The sequence below is a fragment of the Streptomyces sp. NBC_01410 genome (assembly GCF_045040195.1).
GTDB lineage: Bacteria > Actinomycetota > Actinomycetes > Streptomycetales > Streptomycetaceae > Streptomyces.
On sequence record NZ_CP109530.1, the window covers coordinates 3,498,725 to 3,519,516 of the forward strand.

The 20,792-nt window shown below is 68.8% G+C and carries 7 protein-coding genes; 2 read left to right on the top strand and 5 right to left on the bottom strand.

Going from position 1 to position 20,792, the window contains the following annotated elements; genetic code table 11:
* Positions 1-6: 6 nt before the first annotated feature.
* From OG741_RS16005 to OG741_RS16025, 5 genes are all read right to left on the bottom strand, one after another.
* Positions 7-6,885 (bottom strand): polymorphic toxin-type HINT domain-containing protein, encoded by a 6,879-nt coding sequence (locus OG741_RS16005; protein ID WP_405605593.1) that lies wholly within the window; start codon positions 6,883-6,885, stop codon positions 7-9.
* A 210-nt stretch (positions 6,886-7,095) separates the two neighbouring features.
* Entirely contained in the window at positions 7,096-10,689 is a 3,594-nt protein-coding gene (locus tag OG741_RS16010; RefSeq protein WP_405598386.1) for a LamG domain-containing protein, read from the bottom strand.
* Positions 10,690-11,038: 349 nt separating this feature from the next.
* Entirely contained in the window at positions 11,039-12,148 is a 1,110-nt protein-coding gene (prfB, locus tag OG741_RS16015) for a peptide chain release factor 2 (RefSeq protein ID WP_405598388.1), read from the bottom strand.
* A gap of 211 nt (positions 12,149-12,359) precedes the next feature.
* Positions 12,360-13,598 carry a serine/threonine-protein kinase gene (locus tag OG741_RS16020; RefSeq protein ID WP_405598391.1) on the bottom strand — a complete coding sequence of 413 codons (1,239 nt, stop codon included), beginning with the start codon at positions 13,596-13,598 and terminating at the stop codon, positions 12,360-12,362.
* A gap of 134 nt (positions 13,599-13,732) precedes the next feature.
* Entirely contained in the window at positions 13,733-15,370 is a 1,638-nt protein-coding gene (locus tag OG741_RS16025) for a serine/threonine-protein kinase (protein WP_405605595.1), read from the bottom strand.
* A gap of 457 nt (positions 15,371-15,827) precedes the next feature.
* Here OG741_RS16025 and OG741_RS16030 point away from each other — a divergent pair, with 457 nt between their 5' ends.
* Complete coding sequence (locus OG741_RS16030; protein WP_405598394.1) at positions 15,828-19,199, top strand: FHA domain-containing protein; 3,372 nt, start codon at positions 15,828-15,830, stop codon at positions 19,197-19,199.
* Between the two features lie 229 nt (positions 19,200-19,428).
* Positions 19,429-20,790, top strand: a complete 1,362-nt coding sequence (locus OG741_RS16035) for an ABC transporter substrate-binding protein (protein ID WP_405598397.1) — start codon at positions 19,429-19,431, stop codon at positions 20,788-20,790.
* Positions 20,791-20,792: the final 2 nt, after the last annotated feature.

The window sequence follows — 20,792 nt, forward strand, 5'->3', positions numbered from 1 at the left end:
CAACTCCTACCCCCTTGGGTGGAACGTAATGAACGGAGCACCTTCAGCCAGCTCATTAGTGAAGATGTCGTACCGCCTACCGTAGCCGAGCTCGACTGCGCCTTGCGGTAGAGAGCTCTTCACGGAATGTTTGGTCCTGCTATTGATGCCGGTGATCACGTAGTCCCAGTCTGATTCAGGCCCAGCCTTCCCAATGGATCGACTTCCCACAACCGATATGGGATGACCGATACGGTCTGCCGCATTCTGAATTCTGGCCCGCTCTGACCCAGTTAGATTATCGAGCGACGCGCCGTTACCGACCTCTACACCACAGAAACGGTTTGAATTGTGTACGAGGACAGGGGTCTTGCCTGCCAGCACATAGTACGTGTGCAGGTCGTCGACGGTGAGGTTGTAGGTGCGTGCATGCCTGTTGTAAGCCCGGTTCGCCTCTACGGAAGCGCGCGATCCGTCCACCGTGAGCAGTGTCATGCCTGGTCGCAGTTGGCCGGCCTCAACCCACCGCTTCTCGATGGGAGACCAGAACGGATGCTCGTACGTAGCCGTGAGCTTCTTCGGGCCGCCCTGCGTCGAGATCGTTAGTTCATTGAAGTGTTTATCGTCTTCGGTGACGATGAGGCGAGTGACTTCACGCTTGCCGGTCTTGCCCGTTTCGGGGTCTGTGGCCAGGACCTGATCGCCTTGCTCGACATCCTCGATGGCCTTGGTCGTGCCGTCTGCCATGAGAACTTCGGTACCTGCTAGGAAGCATTTACATCCGGAGAGAAGCCTGCCAATTACCCCTCTTTCTCCAGCCGCCGCGCCGCCGGCTACCGCACCCTTGGCGGATTTGGCCGCCACGCCGCCAAAGAGTCGGCCCAGCCCCCAGGTGGCTAGCGCTATGGCGTCCGAAATGACGGCTTCTGTGCAGTCTCCCTTTCCGGTCATGCAGTTGACATTGGCTTGCACTCCCCACGGGTCTTTCCCGACCTCCAGGAGTCCGGCGCCATTAGCCGATTCACAGAAGCCTGTTGTGCTGGCTGTCCATGCACCGTCAGAACACTTGCTCTTGACCCACTTCTCCGCCAGTTCGTCGTAGCTGTCGCCTGGCCATGCGAAAGGCTGAGCGCGCAGAACTTCTTCGGTCGGCACCTCAAGGCCTTTGACAACTGTTTGTCCATTGCCAGATGTTGCGCCCGAGCTGTTCGTTTGCGCGGTACCGGTGCTGCCACCGCCCGTCGAGCCACTGGTGTTGGCCGGGTGGCTGCCTTCCGGCTTGCTACCGCCGTTCAAGTTTCCCTGCGGGGTGTCCCAGTTGCAGCTGTCGCAGTACAGGCCGCTGGGGTCGGAGGAGGTGACGGGGGTGTTGTTGGAGTAGGCGTAGCCGTTGAGGGACTGATGTTGGTCCAGAGCCAGGACGGGGTCGAGGCTGATGAACTGACCGATGCCGGGGTCGTATTCGCGGGCGCCGATGTGGGTGAGGCCCGTCGTAGTGTCGGCCGGCTTGCCGAGGAACGCCTTGTCGTCCGGCCAAGTACCCACCGCTCCCCCGCGGGGGGCGCCGAACGGGGTCGTGAACCGCTTGGTGATCGCCTGAGTTGTGGCATCCAGCGCGAGGCTGCTCGTGCCGTGGTGATCGCCCGCCAGGAACGAGAGCTTCGACGTGCCCGACTCATTCGTACGGAGAGCGATCGCTACCGGCCCTGCCGTGTACGTACGGGTCGCCCAGGTCTTCTTGGTCGCGCCCGTCACCTTGTGGTGGATCTCCGTCGCGCCCAGGTACAGGACGCTTTCCCCGTCCCCGGCCGCCCGGCGGATCAGGAGCGTGCCCTCCGCGTCGTAGAGATAGCTTGTCTTCTTCGCCCCCTCGGTGAGGGTGGCGATCTTGCCTTCGGCGTTCCAGGTGAGGACCTGGGCGACTCCGGTCGGGCCCGGGCGCCCGGTGGTGTTCCCCGTCTTGTCGTAGCCGTAGCCCGGCGTGACGCCCGTGCAGTCCGGCGCCTTCGTCGTCGCGGTCAGCGTGTGGCGCTGAGACGCGCTCATGTAGCAGTAGTTGGTAGTCGTCGCGGCGCCGATCACGGGAGTTATGGTCTCGGTGGCCCGCTGGCCGGCTGGGTTGTAGCTGTAGCCGGTCCGGTACGGTGCCGGGCCGCCCTGGGTCTTGCTCGTGCAGTCGTCCGTCGACGGCGTCCACGCCTCCGTCAGGCGTCGTTGACCGTCATAGGCGAAGCACTGGATGTCGGTCGCGAGCGCAGGCGCCGCATTGGGGGTGTCGGTGATCTTCGTGACATTGCCTGCGTCGTCATACGAGTAGCTCAGATCCTGTGGCTTGTACGGAGCGGTCTGAGGCGTCGTCACAAAGGAGCGGGTGAGGCGGTCCGTGCCCTGCTCGTACCGGTTGTCGAGGTACGTCATTTTGGCTTCAGCCGAGGCGGAGACACCGAGCGTAAGCTGCTGCGGCAGCCCCAGCTCGCTGTAGCTCGCACCTTGCAAGTAGCCCGACGCTCCCGAGTAGACGGCAGTCGGCTGGCCGGTGGAGGTGTAGCGGTTCTCAATCGTCTCCGCGGGTAGTCCGCCGGCTGCCGGTTCGGTGGAGTTCTGCACAGTGCCGTCGAGGTTGAAGGCCCCCTCGAAGGTGTAACTGGCTTGTGCGGCACCGGCCAGGACGAGCGGCTCGTTGGCGTCCAGCAGCACCTGTGTCTTCGTGGGCCGGTAGAGGGTGTCGTAGGTGACGATCTTCTTCGTGTACGCCTTGCCTGTCGCCCCGCCGTCGTAGCGCGTGGAGCTGTCTCCGTACCCCTTGGCCAGCGTGTCGAAGGTCCAGGCTGCAAGCTTGTTGGCATCCGTGCGCGCAGACGACCAGAGGCCGGTCTTGCGGCCCAGCTCGTCATAGCCGTAGAGCAGTTGTTTGCCCTCTGAGTCTTCGGTCCGGTCGACCTGGTCCAAGGTCGTGTATTCGGTCTTCGAAGTGCCCTTGTCCGGATCCGTCGCCGTGACCTGACGGCCGAACAGGTCATAGGTATAGGACCACTTGGCACCGTCCGGTCCGGTGATCGTCTCCTGCTTGGCGTCTCGGGTGTACGTGAAGTGCGTCGAGGTGTACGGGAGGCCGAGACCGCCCCCGTATGCCGCATCGGCGGGGTCTGGGCCCGCGTACTCGCGGCGCTCGACCTGTCGGCCGAGGGCGTCGTTGACGACCCGGGTGGCCTGGCCTCCCGTCACAGCGCTCGTCGCTGTGGAGTCACCCGTGTAACTCGTGGTCGTGGTCCACTTCTTCACACCGAAGACATGGAAGCTGCTGCTCGTGGCGCGCCCGGCACCGTCGAAGACCGTGGCGGTCTGCTTGGGCGCACCGCCGTATTCGGCCCGGGCGTACGTGCCGTTCGGTGTCTTGGCGGTGTCGTAGATGTCTGCGTACGTCTCGTAGGCAAGGCCACGTGAGTCGTATCGCGTGTCCGTGAGCAGACGCCCACCGTTGGGTGTCGGACTCTGTGTCTGCAGCGGGCGGAGCAGCGAGTCGAAGATCGCGTACGACGTCATCACCGTGTCCGAGGACTTGATCGTCGAGGTGGCGATAGAGGGGGCCACGCCTCGCTTGAGCGTGTACGCGAAGGTCATGCTGGCCGACTGGCCGCCGTCCTTGTTGCGGTTGGGCAGCCAGACCCCCGTGAGGCGGCCCAGACCGTCGTACGTCTGCTCGGTCTTCTTCGAGTTGGCATCGTAGGTGCGCAGGGGCAGTCCGCGCACGCCGTCGAGGAAGGTGATTGCCTTGTGAGTCTTGGGGTTGGTGACAATCGTCTTCGTGGGGGTTCCGGCGCCGACCGGGGTGTAGTCCGTTGTTGTCGCCCGGCCGGCCGTGTCCGTCACCGTGCGGGGACGGCCGAGAGCGTCGTACGTGGCCTTGGACGTCGTCTGCCAGGCAGACGGGTGGCGTTCGCCGCTCGTCGCGGTGGCCGGGTAGGCGGAAGCGCGGCCGGTCCAGGTCGCCTCGCCCTTCGTGAGGGTCTGGTTGGCCGACCAGGCAGTGGCAGCGGCGTTGTCGTACACGGTCGCGGTGTCGGACAGAACGTCTTCGCGTTTGGCCGCCGACGTGGGCAGTTTCAGCTGCGTCTCCGCGATCGCGCAGATACGGCCGACCGTACGGGTGCGGGAGACCAGGCTGTTGATGCCCCTCGCGTCATCACGGGCGTACCAGGTACGGGTGCAGGTGTCGTCAGTGCCGTCCGCGATGTCGCCCGTGTTGTCGACCTCGTACGCCATGCCGTAGGCGTCGTACTTCGTGATCGTCCTCGCCGTGCGCCAGGTCTTGGGCACGGTGAGATAGGTGTGCGTGGACTGGGTCCCGGTACGCACGAAGTACGACTCGATGTCGGCGTACGACTTGTGCTGCGTGGCAGTCCTGACCGACCAAGGGGTGTTGACCGTGGCGCCGACAGGGGTGCCGCCGTTGTAGGTGATCTGCTGGCGGGTGAAACCGGCGTACTGGTCCGCGTCGACAGCGTCGGGGACATCCAGTCCGCTGAAGTCGATGCCGGGCACGGTGACGCTTCGAGTGCCCCCGGCTTTGAGGCGGTCTCCATGCATGCCCTGTAGATACGTAGTCACAGTCCGCGAACGGGTGCCGGTGGATGCGCCGGTCTGAACGGTGACCTTCTGATAGCCGCGCCAGACGGACCATGTGCGCTCGTCGGTGGGGACGAAGGGGCTGTCATTGAAGTGCCAGGCCGGGTCCTCGTACGTGTACGCGTTCTCGACCAGTTCGCCGAAGCCGGACGGGTCTGCGGTGGTCACGGCGGTGACCCGGTACTTGTGGAACCAGTCCAGGCTCGCGTCTGTCGCGCCGTTGATGTTCCAGTACTGCGGATAGCAGGACTCGGCGTTGTTGTCCTCCGCGGCAGGCATCCGCGAACCGCGCACGCACTCCGGGTCGTTGTACGTGACCGTCGTGATGGCGCCTGCTTCAGAGGTGACGGTGCTCACGCGAGGGCGGGTGAGCGGAAGGATGTTGCCTCCGCCCGGCTGAGTGCCGCCTGCGACTCGGTTGGGCCGCTTGTGATACGTGAACGACACCGGATCGAGCGTGATGGCGGTCCCTGTGTGACCGGTGCGCTGGATGCTGTCCAGCCTGAGCGTCTGGTCGGAGGAGTCGTCGATGTCTCCGTTGTCGGCGTAGTTCTGCGTGAACGCCCAGGAGTCGACCGGTGTGTAGGCCGTGCCCGAGTACACCGCGGTGTCGATCTTGGTCAGACGCTTCCGGGAGAAGAACGCCGGGCTCTCGGCAAGGCAGTCGGTGTCATTGGCCCCAGAGGCGCAGATGGCGTCGTAGGGGACGTCGGGCCAGTTCTTGGAAGTGTCGTCGCCGAGCGGGGAGCAGTTGGAGACCGTGCAGCGTTCGGCATACGTGAAGTTCACGCGGCCCGGCGCCTGGGCGGTGAAGAGGGTGTCGGAGCGCTGGCCGTAAAGGATCTTGTTGAGATAGCCGCTAGGCGTGTACGCGGCGTTGGCGGAGGCGGCCTTGCTCCTGCGGTAGTGGTTGGCTTCGGCCGTGTACCAGTACGACATGGCATTGCCGTGGGTGTCTTCGACGTAGTCGAGGTTCCAGCGCCAGGCCTGGTTCAGCCATCGGTCCGCGAGAACGTCGCCCTTGGTGTATCCGGGCTCGCCGGAGTCGTCGCCGAAGACAGGAACGGTCCATACGGAGTTGGTGCGCTCGGTGTCCGCGCCGCTCAGCTTGTTGAGACCGAAGACGTATTTCGTGCCGTCGCCGGTGGTGACGGTCCAGTGTTCGCCGTTGTCGTCCCCGTTGGTGGCGCCCGTACCGAAGGCGACGGTCGATGCGTCGTCGTTCTTCAGCCGCCACTTGCCGGTGGTGTCGTCCTTGACGAGTTCGGTCGACTTGCCGTTGAGGACAAGGGAGGCGTTCTCGTACTTCCAGCACAGGTCGTACTGCTTGTCGTGCCCGTCCTTGTCGCACGAGCCGTACTGCCGCTCGACGTAGGAGACCGTGGACAGATCGAAACCCTCGCCGACGGAGGTGCCCTGGTTGTTCGTCGCGGCGGTACGGCCGTCGATGCTGCCCGAGTCGTACGTGAGATTCAGGGACGGCGACGGACCTGCGGCGGGCTTGGGGGCAGCCATCGGATACGACCAGGTGAACGAACCCGACGAACCGCCGGACTCCCAGGTCGAGGAGGAGGCGAGCGGGGTGGCGGAGTAGTCACCGGCCCCGGAGGGGGACTGCCCGGGGCCTGAGGCGGTCACGGCGAGCACGGTCGGCGCAGCCAGACTGACGTCGGCCGACAGGCTCTGGGCACGCACGGCATTGCGGGAGTTCAGTGGTGTGAGTGTGCGGCACTTGGCGAGCTTGGGCGTGGTCAGTGCGCAGGCGGGAAGCTGTGAGAGCCGCAGTCGGCTGGACCAGCCGCCGCCGATGGCGGAGGCGAAGGAGGCGTAGTCGACGGTCAGTTCGGCCTTGCCGGGCTGGTTCGTCTGCGCGGTGATGAGGACACCACGCACCCCGGCCGCCTTGGTGGTCTTGCGGTCGAGGACGCTGATCCTGGCCTGGCCTGCGGTCCCACGGGCCGTCTTGACGGTCACCGGGACCCCGCCGAGCGTGGCTCGCGCACTCGCGCCGGTGAGGGGGACGGTCGCGGTGCCGGGCCCGGGCCAGTGGGCGGCCCGTTGCTGCTGGGAGGCCCGGGCTGCATCGGAGGCGTTGCCGGTCTTCTCCTGGGCAACCCGTTCGCGCGCCTTACTGGCACCGGTGGCGCTCAGTTCCTTGACCTTGCCCGCGCGAGGCTTGGGAACCACGGGGCGTCCGGGACCGGCATCGGCCGCCTGGGCCGCTTGCACGACGGGGCTCAGCCCCGTCGGCACGGCGAGGACCACGGCAAGAGCCGTGATCACCCAGGCTCGTGCGCCGGTGCGTCTGTAGCGTGCTGTTGAACCCCTGCCCATGACCCCAACCCCCACGATGTCGCGTACGCATCAGCTGTACGTACGCGCCGATGCAGCTCAAGAAATGTGTTTGGAACGCGATGGCTCGTTCGCCCGGTCCGGGTGGGACCACTCGCCGCAGCATGCGATGTGGCGGTCCCACCTGGAGCTGGGCGGTCAGTCGCCGATCACGGCCTTGATCTGGTCCTTGCCGGCCATGGCTCCTGCCCAGAGGCGCACCTCACCGATCCGCGCAGGGAGGAAGTGACCCCAGGCCGTGGAGCTGTACCCCTTGCCCACGGCGAGGTCGCCCGAGCCGACGAGAGCGGTGTACGCCTTGTCAGTGTCGTTCTGCCCCAGTCCCACGTGGAGGCGGATGACCGGGCCGGCTTCGGAGAGCGCATCGAAGATGCCGGTCAGCCTGACGGACGAGCCCAGAGCTGCTTCCTCGTCGGAGCTGACCCAGGTGCTGGAGCCGTCCTTGTTGACCCGGCCGAACCGCCAGTAGCCGACGGGCACAGCGTGCTCGTTGCCGTCGTCGTCGACTTCGGTCTTCGTGCCGGTCAGCTCGAACCAGAGGCCCCAGGAGGATCCGTCGGCGGTGCGCTGTCCGACAACCTGCCCGACGTATCCGGCTTGTTTGGTCAGCAACTTGGCCTTGTCCAGCTGAACGGTGGTGGTGACGGTGAAGGACCCCGAGTCGTCGACCACGGGGCCTGCCATGGTCCCAGCACCGTCCGAGCCGTCCAGGACGATGGACTCACCGTCGAGTGTGGCGCCGCCGGCCAAGGACACGGTGCGCCCGTAGCCGGAGGTCGTGTCGGCGACGGTGGTGCCGCTTGCGCCCTCTGCGTTCCAGCTCCCGACCAGCTCGACGTCCGGGAGGCCAGACGTGCCGGACACGGTGCGGGCTTCTCTGGCGACTTCCTCGGGCTCCAGGGCGCGCTGCCAGACGGCGACTTCGTCGATGGATCCGGCGAAGTAGTTCCAGTACGCGTCGCCGTACATCAGGCGGCCGATCTGGAGCGGGCCGTCAGCGCTCCAGGCAGTGCCAGTACTGGCCGTTCCCTGCAATTGACCGTTGATGTAAAAGCTGGCCTTGTGGGCAGCCACATCATGAATTGCAGCGACGTGCGTCCAGACCCCCACAGGCACAGACTGCTTCGCCTTGATCTCATGCACGTTCGAACCGTCGACGGACGACGTCGACAGCACACGCATTTTCCAGCCCGATGTTCCGTGATTCACCATGAAAGGGCTGTACTGAGGGCCCCATGGACTACTGGTCGTTGACTGTTGACTCAAGGCTGTCACGGTTTTGGTGACCGAGGGATTCAGTCGCACCCACGCTGAAACCGTGTACGACGATCGGGTCTCAAGTACTGGCCCGGACGTTGCCGCGTATCCCGTTGCACCGTCGAGTTGCAGGCCCTTGTCCTGCTTCGGCGTGTCCAGCGGATTGCCCTGAGCGTCGTACCGGAGATCCCCTCGACGCCCTTGGTCGTCGCGAAGCGCACCCGCAGACAGCGTCGCATTGTCCTGGTTGGCTGCGTCCGCGGTCGACGAGTCCAGTGCCTGGCCCGAGTCTTCGTCGAAGTGCCACCGCCCCACGGGCCCGGTTCCTTCCTGCACCAGGAAGGACACGATCTGCGACGCACCCCACCGGCCCACGTTGTCCTTGGCCCGCACCTCCAGTTGGTACGTCCCCGGAAGCTGCGGAGTGATCGTCTCTGTCACACTCGCGCCGGTGTTCTTTGGTGTTCTCCACACCGTCTCGGTCGACTGCTTGTACTGGTAGGCGACATTGTTCGCGTCACCGGTCGCCGGCGAGAAGGTGAAGGAGCCCGATGTGCCCGGCCCGCCGCCCGGTTCACACGCCGTCGTGTTGCACGGCGTGTACGTGGAGTTGAGTGTCACCGTCGGCGCCTTCGGGGCTGTCTTGTCGACCTTGAAGTAGCAGGCGACGCTGCCGGGCGACGTCAGCCAATTCCCGAAGTTGTTCCAGTACGACCTCGTCCATGCCTGCACGCGGTAGAGAGGCCCCTCCTCAAGTGTCTGCGGCACCGAGGGCCTCGTCGCCTGCCCCGTGCCGAGATATCCGGACGTCGGTGACGCGAAGTCCGGAAGCGCGGTCCACGTCGTGCCGGTCTGCTTCTGCACCTGGAAACGGACCCGGAGCTGCGCCTCGGGTGACCCGCCCACCACGGTGCGCGCGGTGGCCGACAGCTGTGGCGTGGGGTCGCTGATCGTTCCGGGTTCAGCCACCTTCGGAGAGCAGGACAGTCCGGTGCCCGTGACGAAGCCGAACGGTGTGGGGTAATTGGGCTTTCCGACGTAGTCGACGACGAGCGTCCCGTCGTTCTTGAACCTCTTCCAGGCGCTGGTGTCCCCCTCGTCGTGGGCCCTGAGCATGAGCGTCAGCCGCGCGAATTTGCCCGCCGCGAAGTCGCGCACCGTCGCCGTGAGGTTCTCGTTCGTCTCGGCCGCGTTGTCCGTGAAATCGATGGGCGCGTCCGGGGAGTCCGGATCGCAGAGTGAGCCCCGGCCCGCCGAGACGTTCTTGTCGACCATCAGATCCAGTTCGCCGGGTCGGCTGGACCACGCCGTCGACGAGGAGATGTTGTTCGTACGGACCAGATCCACCCAGCGCGGATCGCACTGGAACGCCCAGGGCTCGGTCACTCGGAAGGTCGCGCCCAGGACGTGCTTGCCCGCAAGATTGGCGGGCGAGAACTCGTAGTAGAGCCTCTGCACATAGCCGGGGCCGCAGTAGTAGCCGCCCCATGTGCCGCACTTGCCGACACCCTTGCCGCGCTCACCGCCGCCTTCGTCCTGGTTGTCGAAGTTGTAGAACCTGTACCCGTCGGAGCGCAGCAGGGTCCGCTCCTCCTCGCCCCAGCTGACCGTCGGATCGATGTACAGCGGGAATGCCGAGACGTCGGTTTCCTTGAGCATCTTCGCGTCAGGGGCCAGGCTGATCGCGTTCTGACCCACCTGGATGCGCAGATCGGCGGTCTCATCTCCTGGAACGGGTCCGGTGGTGCGGTCCCCCTGCGCGGTCGTTCTCGTCGTCGTCGCCCGTGCCGAGGCAGCCGCTCCGGCCGCCGGTGGCTTCTTGCCCGACGAGTCCCACATCATCGCCGGAGGGGCGGAGAACACCTCAGTGGCGTTGGCGTCCACAGCCGTCATCCCGCCACCCTCGGTCGGAGACAGCCTCAGCCTGGTGGGCTTCGCCGAGAACGTGATCTTCTTCAGTTCGGGGTTGGAGGCGGCTTTTGGTGTTTTGACCACCAGAACCTCGCGGAAGCCCTCGACCGTGGCCGTCATCCGCAGATCGATGTCCGGGAGCACGTTCGCGTACACGGCGCTGTTGCCGTCGAGCGTGGGCTCGGGCAGCCGGCCCGGCCAGCCCAGCGCCAGAGTCCTGCCCTCGCGGGCGATCTTCACCAGGCCGGTGCCGTCGCCGCCACCAGAGAACGTCAGGTCGACTGCTGCCGCCTTGGGCGCGACAGTCCCGTCAGAACGCTTCTCCAGCGTGGCGTCAGGCTTTGCCCAGGAGCCGCCCGGACTCTTCACCCGTACCGGGACCACTGACTGTTCGAGCCGGAAGGTGAACCCGTCAGGGTTGGCGTAGGTAGTGGCGAACTCGGTTCGCGCGCCGACGACCTCGACCCGCTGGCCCGTTTCCACGGCACGGGCGAGTGCCCGCTGCTCCTCACTGGTCGGCGGACCGGCGGCGGCATGCGCCGGAGCCGACAAGAGCACCGGCATCCCAGCCCAAGCAAGCGTCCCCACCAAGGCCGCCGTGATGGTTCTTCGGCGCCACCACTTCAAGGCACGTGCAGACATTCCCCGCCCCCACCCCTGAGAGAACAAATGTTCCTAAGCGTGCCGCATGCTCTCCGTTACGCCTTGTGCACGTCAAAGCCTTTAGGGGCTGGATTGCGCGTGTCGAAGCGGACCGGCCGGTTCTACACCCCGTTGCTGGCCAGGATTACTGGCCGACCGGCACGTTCGACCTGTCAGAGGTTGGCTCAAATTCGATCACTGGCGACCCCCGGACACAGCGACGGCGCCGAACCCCGAAGGGACCGGCGCCGTGGCGTGAGGACTGCTGCGGTTACTTCTCCTGCTGCTTTCGCCAGCGAATTCCGGCCTCGAGGAAGCCGTCGATCTCACCGTCAAGTACCGCCTGCGGGTTGCCCACTTCGAACTCCGTGCGCAGGTCCTTGACCATCTGGTACGGGTGCAGGACGTACGAACGCATCTGGTTTCCCCAGGAGTTGCCGCCCTCGCTCTTGCCGAGGGAGTCCATGAGTGCCTGCTCCTCCTGGCGGCGGCGCTCAAGGAGCTTGGCCTGGAGGACATTCATCGCGCTCGCCTTGTTCTGGATCTGGGAGCGCTCGTTCTGGCAGGAAACCACGATGCCGGTCGGCACGTGCGTGATCCGCACAGCGGAGTCCGTCGTGTTGACGCCCTGGCCGCCCGGGCCGGACGCGCGGTAGACGTCGATGCGCAGTTCGGACTCGTCGATCTCGACGTGGTCGCTCTGCTCGACGACGGGCAGCACCTCGACGCCCGCGAAGGACGTCTGGCGGCGGCCCTGGTTGTCGAACGGCGAGATGCGCACGAGGCGGTGGGTGCCCTGCTCGACGGAGAGCGTGCCGTAGGCGTACGGGGCCTTCACGACGAAGGTGGTCGACTTGATGCCGGCCTCTTCCGCGTACGACGTCTCGTAGACCTCGGTGGAGTAGCCGTGCCGCTCGGCCCAGCGCAGGTACATGCGCTGCAGGCGCTCGGCGAAGTCGGAGGCGTCGACGCCACCGGCCTCGGCGCGGATGTTGACCAGCGCCTCGCGCTCGTCGTACTTACCGGACAGGAGGGTGCGGACTTCCATCTCGTCCAGCGCCTTGCGGACATCAGTCAGCTCGGACTCGGCCTCGGCGAGGGTGTCCGCGTCGTCCTCGGCCTCGGCGAGCTCGAAGAGCACGCTCAGGTCGTCGATCCGGCTGCGGAGCGCCTCGGTCTTGCGGAGCTCGGCCTGGAGGTGCGAAAGCTTGCTGGTGATCTTCTGCGCCGCATCCGGGTCGTCCCAGAGGGACGGGGCCGCGGCCTGCTCCTCGAGCACAGCAATGTCTGCCCTCATCTTTTCGAGGTCCAGGACGGCCTCGATCGACCCCATGGTCGAGGAGAGGGACTTCAGCTCTTCGGATACATCGACGACTGCCACGGGTCCAGCGTAACGGCTGGCCGCGGGAGCCAGACCCCTCAGGCCCGGCCTAGGGTCTGTCGTTCGGCTCTTGCCGGGCTCGCGTGCCCTGGCACGCACATCTGCTGCGTTGTCGTCAGTCGCCGACGCTCCGCGTCGGCTCCCTCCTCCGCCTTGCAGCTGCACGCACCAGACCCCGCTCACTGATCCGGCCTGATCCAAACGACAGACCCTAGGGTTCCGCCGGGCTCGACTGCTTCGAGTCCCGCGGGGGCGCGTCCCCGCCGTCGTCGCTCATGGCCAGCCAGCCGCCGACGCCCACCGCCGCCGCCACGGCGAGTGCCGCGACGCCCAGGGTGATACGGCGCTTACGGACCGCGTCCGACTTGTGGCGGGCCGAGCCCGGGCGGCGCTGGCCAGGCGTGCGAGGGGCGCGGGCCGTGCCGCGGGCGCCGCCCGCGAGCTCGTCCGGGGCCGGGACGCGCATCGAGGTGTGGGTGTCGCGGTTGGAGTCCGCGGGGGCCGCGCCGGGGACGAGGGGGACGGCGCCACGGCGGCGCGGTTCGCCGTGGGTGGCGGGGGCGGGGTCCTCGTACGACTCCGGCGCGGGCTCGGAGTCCGGCTCGTCGACGTCCAGCGGCGGCATCCCCGCCAGCAGCGGGAGCAGCTCGTGCAGACGGCTGGCCAGCTCGGACGCGCGCAGCCGGGAGGCGGGGGCCTTGGCCAGGCACTGGACGACGAGCTGCCACAGCTCGTCGGGGATGCCGGGCAGCGGGACCACGGTCTCGGTGACATGGCGGCGCAGGACCGCGCCGGGGTGGCCGCCGCCGAAGGGTGTGAAGCCCGCGAGGAGCTCGTAGAGAACGGTCGCCAGGGCGTAGATGTCGACCGCTGCCCGGGGCGGCAGGCCCTCGACGATCTCGGGGGCGAGATAGTCGGGGGTTCCGATGATCCGGGTCGCCTTCGTACGGCGCGGGGTGTCGATCAGCTTGGCGACGCCGAAGTCGGTGAGCAGCGCGGGGTGGGATCCGGCCGGGCCGAGGGGGCCCTCCATATCGAGGAGGATGTTCTCCGGCTTGACGTCGCGGTGGACGATTCCGGCGGCATGGGCCGCGGCGAGACCCTCGGCGACGTCCGCGATGATCGCGACCGCCGCTTCAGGGGCGAGGCGGCGCTCCCGGTCGAGGCGGGTGCGCAGATCCGTGCCGCGCACGAGGTCCATGACGAGCGCGAGGTCGTTGCCGTCGACGACCAGGTCGCGGACTCCCACGACCTTGGGGTGGTCGAGTGCGAGCAGGGCGGTGCGCTCCTGTACGAAGCGCCCGACCAGCTCCTGGTCCGACGCCAGGTCCTCGCGCAACAGCTTGATGGCGACGGGCCCTTCGGGTCCCTCGCCGAGCCACACCGTGCCGGCGCTGCCCCGCCCCAGGATCTGGTGGGCGGTGTAGCGGCTGCCGATATTCCGTGCCAAGACTGCTCCCTCAGCGGCTGGCGTTGCCCACAAGGTACGCGGGCATCCGGGGGCTGTGTGCCCCGGATGGCGCCAACTGTCACTTCTGCGGGAGAAATCACGCCGCAGAAGTCGACAAATCCGCAGAGTCGTTACTACTGCCCCGTGTTGGGGGTGTCCGAACTGCCGCCGAGCTCCGAGATCAGGTCCGACAGCTTCGAGATGCCGTCACCGATCGCCTCCCAGTAGCTCTTGCCCTGGGCGACCCATCCCTGGAGCGGCGTCAGCTCCCAGATCAGCCAGCCCGCGACGAAGAGCAGGACCAGCGTGAAAAGGCAGCCCTTGAGGCAGCCGAGGCCCGGGATCCGCATCGGGTTGGAGCTGCGCTGGCGCGGCGGCCTCGGCTGACGCGGTGCGGGCTGCTGGGGCGGCGCCTGCGGAGGCGCGTACTGCTGTTGCTGCGGCGGCGGGGCGTACTGCTGCCGCTGCGGCTGGGGGCGCGGGGGCTGCGGGCGCTGCGGCTGGGCCTGAGGCGCGTACTGCTGCTGTTGCGGGTGCATCGGCGGCTGCTGGGGCCGCTGCTGCTGGCGCTGCGGGCGGCGGCGCAGCGGGTCCTGGCTCGGGTCGAGGTACTGGACCTGCGTCTGCTCGTTGCGGTCGCGGGCCGCCTGCAGCTGGTTCTGCCAGGGGTGCGGGTCCTCCGGACGCGGCTGGCCCGGCGGGACGGGCGGCATGACCGCGGTCGGGTCGGCGCCCTGCTGCGGGTTGCCGGTCTGCTGCATGACGCTGGTCGCCGCGTTGGGGTCGTACGAACCGGCATTGCCCGGCAGGACCTGCGTCGCGTCGGAGGCGCCCGGAACCTGCGGGACCTGGGCGGGCGCGGGGTCCGGGGCGAGCAGCGCGGCGACACCGAGCGCGGCCTCGACCTGCGCGGCGGACGAGTGAACTCCGATACCGGCCGCGACCGTGCGCAGCCCGCGGGCCAGGTTCTCGGCGCTGGGCCGTTCGGTGGGCTCCTTGCGCAGACAGCGCTCTATGACCGTCCACAGCGGCTCGGGGACGGTGGTGGGGCGGCGGGGCTCCTCGCTCAGGTGGCGGTGGAGCACTTCGAGCGCGGTGCCGCCCGCGAACGGGGGCCTGCCGGTGACCAGTTCGTACAGCAGAATGCCCGCGCCGTAGATGTCGACTGCGGACGTCTGCGGGCGGCCCTCGGCGGACTCCGGCGCGACATACGCGGGCGTGCCGACGAATTCGTGCGTACGGGTCAGGCCCGGGGAGTCCGCGAGGCGGGCGATGCCGAAGTCGGTCAGCATCGGGTGCATCTGGCCGTCGGCGTCGGTCTTGAGCAGGACGTTCGCGGGCTTGAGGTCGCGGTGGACGACGCCGTCGGCGTGGCTGGCGGCCAGCGCGTCCGCGATCTGGGCGGTCAGCAGGGAGGCGGCGACCGGTGTGAGGGGGCCGTTCTCGCGGATGTAGCGGTGCAGGTCGGGGCCGTCGACGAGGTCCATGACCAGCGCGAGGAGATCGCCCTCGACGACCAGGTCGCGGGTGCGCACGATGTTCGGGTGGGTCAGGCGGAGCAGGACGGAGCGCTCGCGCAGGAAGCGCATCACCACGTCCGCGTCGTTCGCCAGCTCCTCCTTGAGGACCTTGATCGCGACGGTCTCGCCGGGCTGGCCGGCCACGGCCGCCTCGGCGCCTGCGGTCTCGCGCTGGCTCGCTCGCCAGACGGTACCCGTGGCGCCGCGCCCGAGGGGCTCCTCGAGCAGGTACTTGCTGCCTACCGGCCGCACGTCATGTGCTCCCTGCTGATCGTGGTCCTTGCGTGGTCCCGTGGCACTGTGTCCGGCCATGGGTGTCCGACCCACTTTAGTGCCGCCGGACGACGCACCGGCCGGTCGTCACCATCTCCCTCTTGCCGTTCCTGTTTCAGTGCCTCTTACGGCTCCGCTTCCGGCGCTGTTCGAAAGAAAGACGTCGGCATCGCACGGATGGTTGCCGAACGTCCGTGCCGCAGACATCACTGTCGTTCCGGAGCATGCCCCAACCAGGCATTTTTGCGGCCAGAGCCGACCATTCAAGATCACTTAACGGTGACCCCCGGGCGTGTTGTCAGTGGCAGGTGCGAGGATGCCCTCAGCACGGAGTCGTGGGGGAGGGAGCCTCGCGACGCGTGCCGACCTGCCGGGTGGGGGATCACAGGGCGGCTCCCCTGCCGGGCACCCCGCGCAGAAGGGATTGCTGACGGCGATGCAGATCCGGCTGACTGTCCTCGCGCCGCGGGGCGGGCAATCCGCGGCCGCGGGCCAGTCCTCTGCGGGGCGCGCCTGCGACGTGCTGATCACCGCGCCTGCCGGGACGGCGCTGGCCGCCGTCGCCTCCGGTCTGGCCGCGGCCGTCTCGGGACCCGATGCCTCGGGCTCCGTCGTGCTGTACGCGGGGCAGGAACGGCTCGACGCGCAGCGCCGCACGCTGGGCGAGCCGCCGCTGGTCGACGGCGCGGTGCTCTCCCTCCAGGTCCCGGGCGAGGCCGATGCGCCGGGTACGGACGCCTCGGCGCAGCTCCATGTGGTCGCGGGTCCCGACGCGGGCGGAGTCCATCTGCTGCACGGCGGCCAGATCAGGATCGGCCGCTCCGCGGACGCGGACGTGCCGCTGGACGACCCGGACGTCTCCCGCCTGCACTGCGCGGTCACGGTCGCCGAGGACGGCCGCGTCACGGTCGCGGACCTCGACTCGACGAACGGCACGACGCTGGACGGGACGAGTGTGGGCACCCACCCCGTGCGGCTGCCCGCGGGGGCGCTGTTGCGCCTTGGCGAGTCGACGCTCCGGGTCACCCAGGGCGACCGCGCGCAGTCACTCGCGACGGCGCCGGACGGCGAGGGCCACCTGCGGGTGACGCGACCGGACACCCCGGACCAGGGGCCGGACGACGGCGGTGGATCCGGCGGTACGGCTCCGGGTGACTCCGGCTCTCGCGGGTCTTCGGCCGACTTCTCCGGTACGGGCGGCCCCGGGCCGGGCAGGTCGGCCGGGTACGCAGTGGGTTCCCACGACGGACCGGGCAGGTCCGGCGGTACGGCTCCGGGCGAGTCCGGCGGCGCGGCATCCGGCCGGTCCGACCGCTCGCCCTCCACCTGGTCCGGTGCCGAGGTGTCCAGCACGGGCGGTCCCACGTCCGGCGGTCCCGGATCCGGCCGACGAGCCCCCAGCTGGGCCCGCCAAGACGGCACCGGCACCGGCACCGGTAAGGACGCCGGTCCCGCCGGCCACCCCGACCCGCGCCGCGTGCCCCCGCAGTACGACCCCGCCTCCCCCGTCGCACCGACCGGAGCGGCCCGTGGCGATGCCGGGACGCTCTATACGTACAACCCGGAAAGCACGCACTCCAGGGCGACCGATGCCCCGGACGAGGCTCCCTCGGCCCACAGCCGTACCACCGGGACGACACCCCCGCGCGGCACGCGGCTGCCCGACAGCACTCCCCGAAAGCGCGGCATAGGCGCCTGGGCGCGGCGGCTGGCCGGAGGGCGGGAGGAGCCCGTCGCCGAGGTGCCTGCGCAGCCCGGACCGCCCGTCGCCGCCGCGCCCCTCGTCGAAAGCTGGCCGGACCCCGCCGCGGTTCTGCTCACCGCGCTCGGCCCCGGCCCCCGGCTCTGGGAGCGTGGACCCGCGCACCCCGAGTCGCTGGTCCTGCGGCTCGGCACCGCCGACCGGGCCGAGCTGCCCTCCGTGCCGGTGACTGTCGCCCTGCGTGAGGCCGGTTCGCTCGGGCTCGCCGGACCCAGGGCGCGGCTGGCCGGACTGGCCCGGTCCGCCGTGGCCCAGCTCGCCGCCCTTCACTCGCCCGTGGATCTGGAGATTGTGCTGATCAGTACGGACCGGGCGCGGAGCCTGGAGGAGCGCAGGGCGGAGTGGGCGTGGCTCGGCTGGCTGCCGCATCTGCGGCCCGCGCACGGCCAGGACTGCCGTCTGCTGCTCGCGTACGACCGGGACCAGGCCACCGCCCGCACCGCCGAGCTCACCCGCAGGCTGGACGACGGCCCGCTCGGCCCCGGCTGGCCGGGCGCCGATCGCAGGGCGCTCGCGGATGCCGGAGAGCGGTACGACGGTGCCCGTACGGTCGTCATAGTCGACGGCGACCCGGGATCGGCCGTGCTGCGCGAGACGACGGCCCGGCTGGCCGGAGCGGGCTGGGCCGCGGGGATCCATCTGATCTGTCTGGCCGAGACTCCGGCCGCCTCGCCCCTCTCCCCGGTCGCCGCGACCTACGAGTCGGCGTGCACGGCCTCGCTCGCTTTCCGCGAGTGCGGGGCGGTCGCCCTGCTCAGCGGCGATGTGGCGACGGCGCTGCGGCTGATGCGTACGGCAGAGGGCCGGCCCGTGGGTCATGGAACGGTCGGCGCCGTGGACGCGGTGTCGGCGGCCTGGGCCGAGCGTTTCGGCCGGGCGCTCGCGCCGCTGCGCGCCGAGGGCGGCGGCACGCACCCCGGCAGGGCCACGGCGCTGCCCCGTGCCTCGCGGCTGCTCGACGAGCTGGAGCTGGCCCGCGCCACCCCCGCCTCGCTGATGGCGCGCTGGGCCTCGGCGGGCGACGGCACCGTGGTGCTCGGCGCAGGCCCGCGCGGCCCGCTCGCCGTCGATCTGACCGAGGAGGGCCCGCATCTGCTGATAGAAGGCCCTGCGGGCAGCGGCCGTACGGAGCTGCTGCGCTCCGTGGCCGCCTCGCTCGCCGCCGCGGGCCGCCCCGACCGGCTCGGCCTGCTGCTCGTCGACGGCGCGGGCGGCGAGCGCGGCGAAGGACTCGCGGCCTGTACGGAACTGCCGCATGTCACCGAGCACTTGGTGGCCTCGGACCCTGTCCGTATGCGGGTCTTCGCCCAGGCGCTGGGTGCCGAGCTGAAGCGCCGCTCCGAGCTGCTGGGAAGCGTGGGCTTCGCCGAGTGGCACACCCAGCGCGAGCTCTCGGACCGCATGGTGGGCCAGCGCCCGGCGAGCGCCGCCGAGCAGCGCGGTGACCTGGACTCCCCCGCCAGTGGCACGCTGCGCCTGCGCCCCGGTGCTCGTACGAAGGCGGAGGGTCCGGCCCCGCTGCCCCGGCTGGTCGTTTTGGTGGACGACTTCGACGCGCTGGTCGCCCCGGCGCTCGGCAGTACGGGACGGCCCGCGGCGGGTTCCGTCGTACGGGCACTGGAGGCCGTGGCCCGGGACGGCGAGCGGCTCGGCATACATCTGGTGGCGACGTCCGCGCGCCCGGACCGCACGGTCGACACGGATCTGGCGCAGGGCGCGCGACTGCGCGTCGTGCTGGACGCGCCGCCTGCCGCTCCGGGGCCGGAGGATCCCGCTCCCGGGCGGGGCAGGCTCGGACATCCGGACGGCCGGGTGACGCCGTTCCAGAGCGGCCGGGTGACGGGACGCATTCCGCGTACGGCGACCTCGCGCCCCACTGTCGTACCGCTCGAATGGGAGCGGATGGGTGATCCGCCCGCTCGCCGCCCGGTGCGTGAACTGGGCAACGGTCCAACGGACCTGGCGCTGCTGGCCAGTGCGCTGGAGCGGGCCGCGCGCTCGGTGGACGCCGCGCCCGTGCCTCCGCTCTCGCCGGCGCGCCCCTGACCGATGGCGTACTCACGCCATGTGATGTGACATCACGTCACAAGGCCATCACAAAAGCCCTATTGACACCTGACGCGGTATTGCGACGCCCTCATACCGGGCGTACACCTGTCGGCACGGGAAGGCGTTTCGCAGGGGTTCGGGAAGGGGTTCGGGACAGCGCTCGGGCGGGCATCGGGAAGGCGTCCGGGGCAGCGCACGGATCGCGCACGGAAGAGACGGGGCAGTGATGCGCACAACTCTTCGTACCGGCAGGGCCGCAGTGATATTCGCCGCCATCGGCGCTCTCGCCATCGCCGGCTGCGGTGACAACAAAGACGACGACAAGACGAAACCGGGCGAGAGCGGCGGCAAGGAACCCGCGGCGAGCGTCCAACTGCCCAAGCTGAACGGCGAGAAGGTGCAGGTCGCCGCGGTCTGGAGCGGACCCGAGCAGGAGAACTTCACCAAGGTCCTCAAGGAGTTCGAGAAGCGCACCGGAGCAACGGTCACGTTTGTGCCCGCGCAGGACCCGATCGTCAACTTCCTCGGTACGAAGATCGCGGGCGGCGCTCCCCCCGATGTGGCGATGCTCCCCCAGGTCGGCGCGATCCAGCAGGCCGTACAGCGCAAGTGGGCCAAGCCTGTCGGCCCCGAGGCGAAGGCGCAGCTGGCGAAGAACTACTCCCAGGGCTGGCAGGATCTCGGCGCGGTGGACGGCACGCAGTACGGCGTGTACTACAAGGCCGCCAACAAGTCCCTGGTCTGGTACAACAACGCGGTCTTCGAGAACGCGGGCGCGAAGGAGCCGAAGACCTGGAAGGACTTCCTGGCGACGGCCGAGACGATCTCCGCGTCGGGCGTCACGCCCGTCTCGGTGGCGGGCGCGGACGGCTGGACGCTCACCGACTGGTTCGAGAACGTCTATCTCTCCCAGGCGGGCCCGGAGAAGTACGACCAGCTCGCCCAGCACAAGATCAAGTGGACCGACGCCTCGGTGAAGACCGCGCTGACCACGCTCGGCGAGCTCTTCGGCAAACCCGCCCTGATCGCGGGCGGCGCGGACGGCGCGCTGCAGACGGAGTTCCCGGCCTCGGTCACCCAGACCTTCAGCGGGGGCGACCAGCCCAAGGGGGCAATGGTCTTCGAGGGCGACTTCGTGACCGTCAACATCGCGCAGACCGAGGCCAAGATCGGCACGGACGCGAAGGTGTTCCCCTTCCCGGCGGTCGGCGCGCTGGCTCCCGTGGTGACGGGCGGCGACGCGGCGGTGGCGCTGAAGGACAGCAAGGGCGCCCAGGCGCTGCTGACCTTCCTGGCCTCGCCGGACGCGGCCAAGATCTCTGCCTCGGCCGGCGGATTCCTCTCCCCGAACAAGTCGCTGGACCTGTCCGCGTACCCCAACAATGTGCAGCGGGACATCGCCAAGGCGCTGATCGCGGCGGGCGACGACTTCCGCTTCGACATGTCGGACCAGATGCCGCAGTCGTTCGGCGGCACGCCGGGCAAGGGTGAGTGGAAGGCCCTCCAGGACTTCCTGAAGAACCCGAAGGACGTGGCCGGGGCCCAGCAGAAGCTGGAGTCGGACGCCGCCAAGGCGTACAAGAGCTGACG

Bases quoted from the DNA above. Each gene is read 5' to 3' on its own strand.
- OG741_RS16030 (WP_405598394.1), top strand. From the start codon at position 15,828: ATGCAGATCCGGCTGACTGTCCTCGCGCCGCGGGGCGGGCAATCCGCG.
- OG741_RS16010 (WP_405598386.1), bottom strand. From the start codon at position 10,689: ATGCCGGTGCTCTTGTCGGCTCCGGCGCATGCCGCCGCCGGTCCGCCG.
- OG741_RS16035 (WP_405598397.1), top strand. From the start codon at position 19,429: ATGCGCACAACTCTTCGTACCGGCAGGGCCGCAGTGATATTCGCCGCC.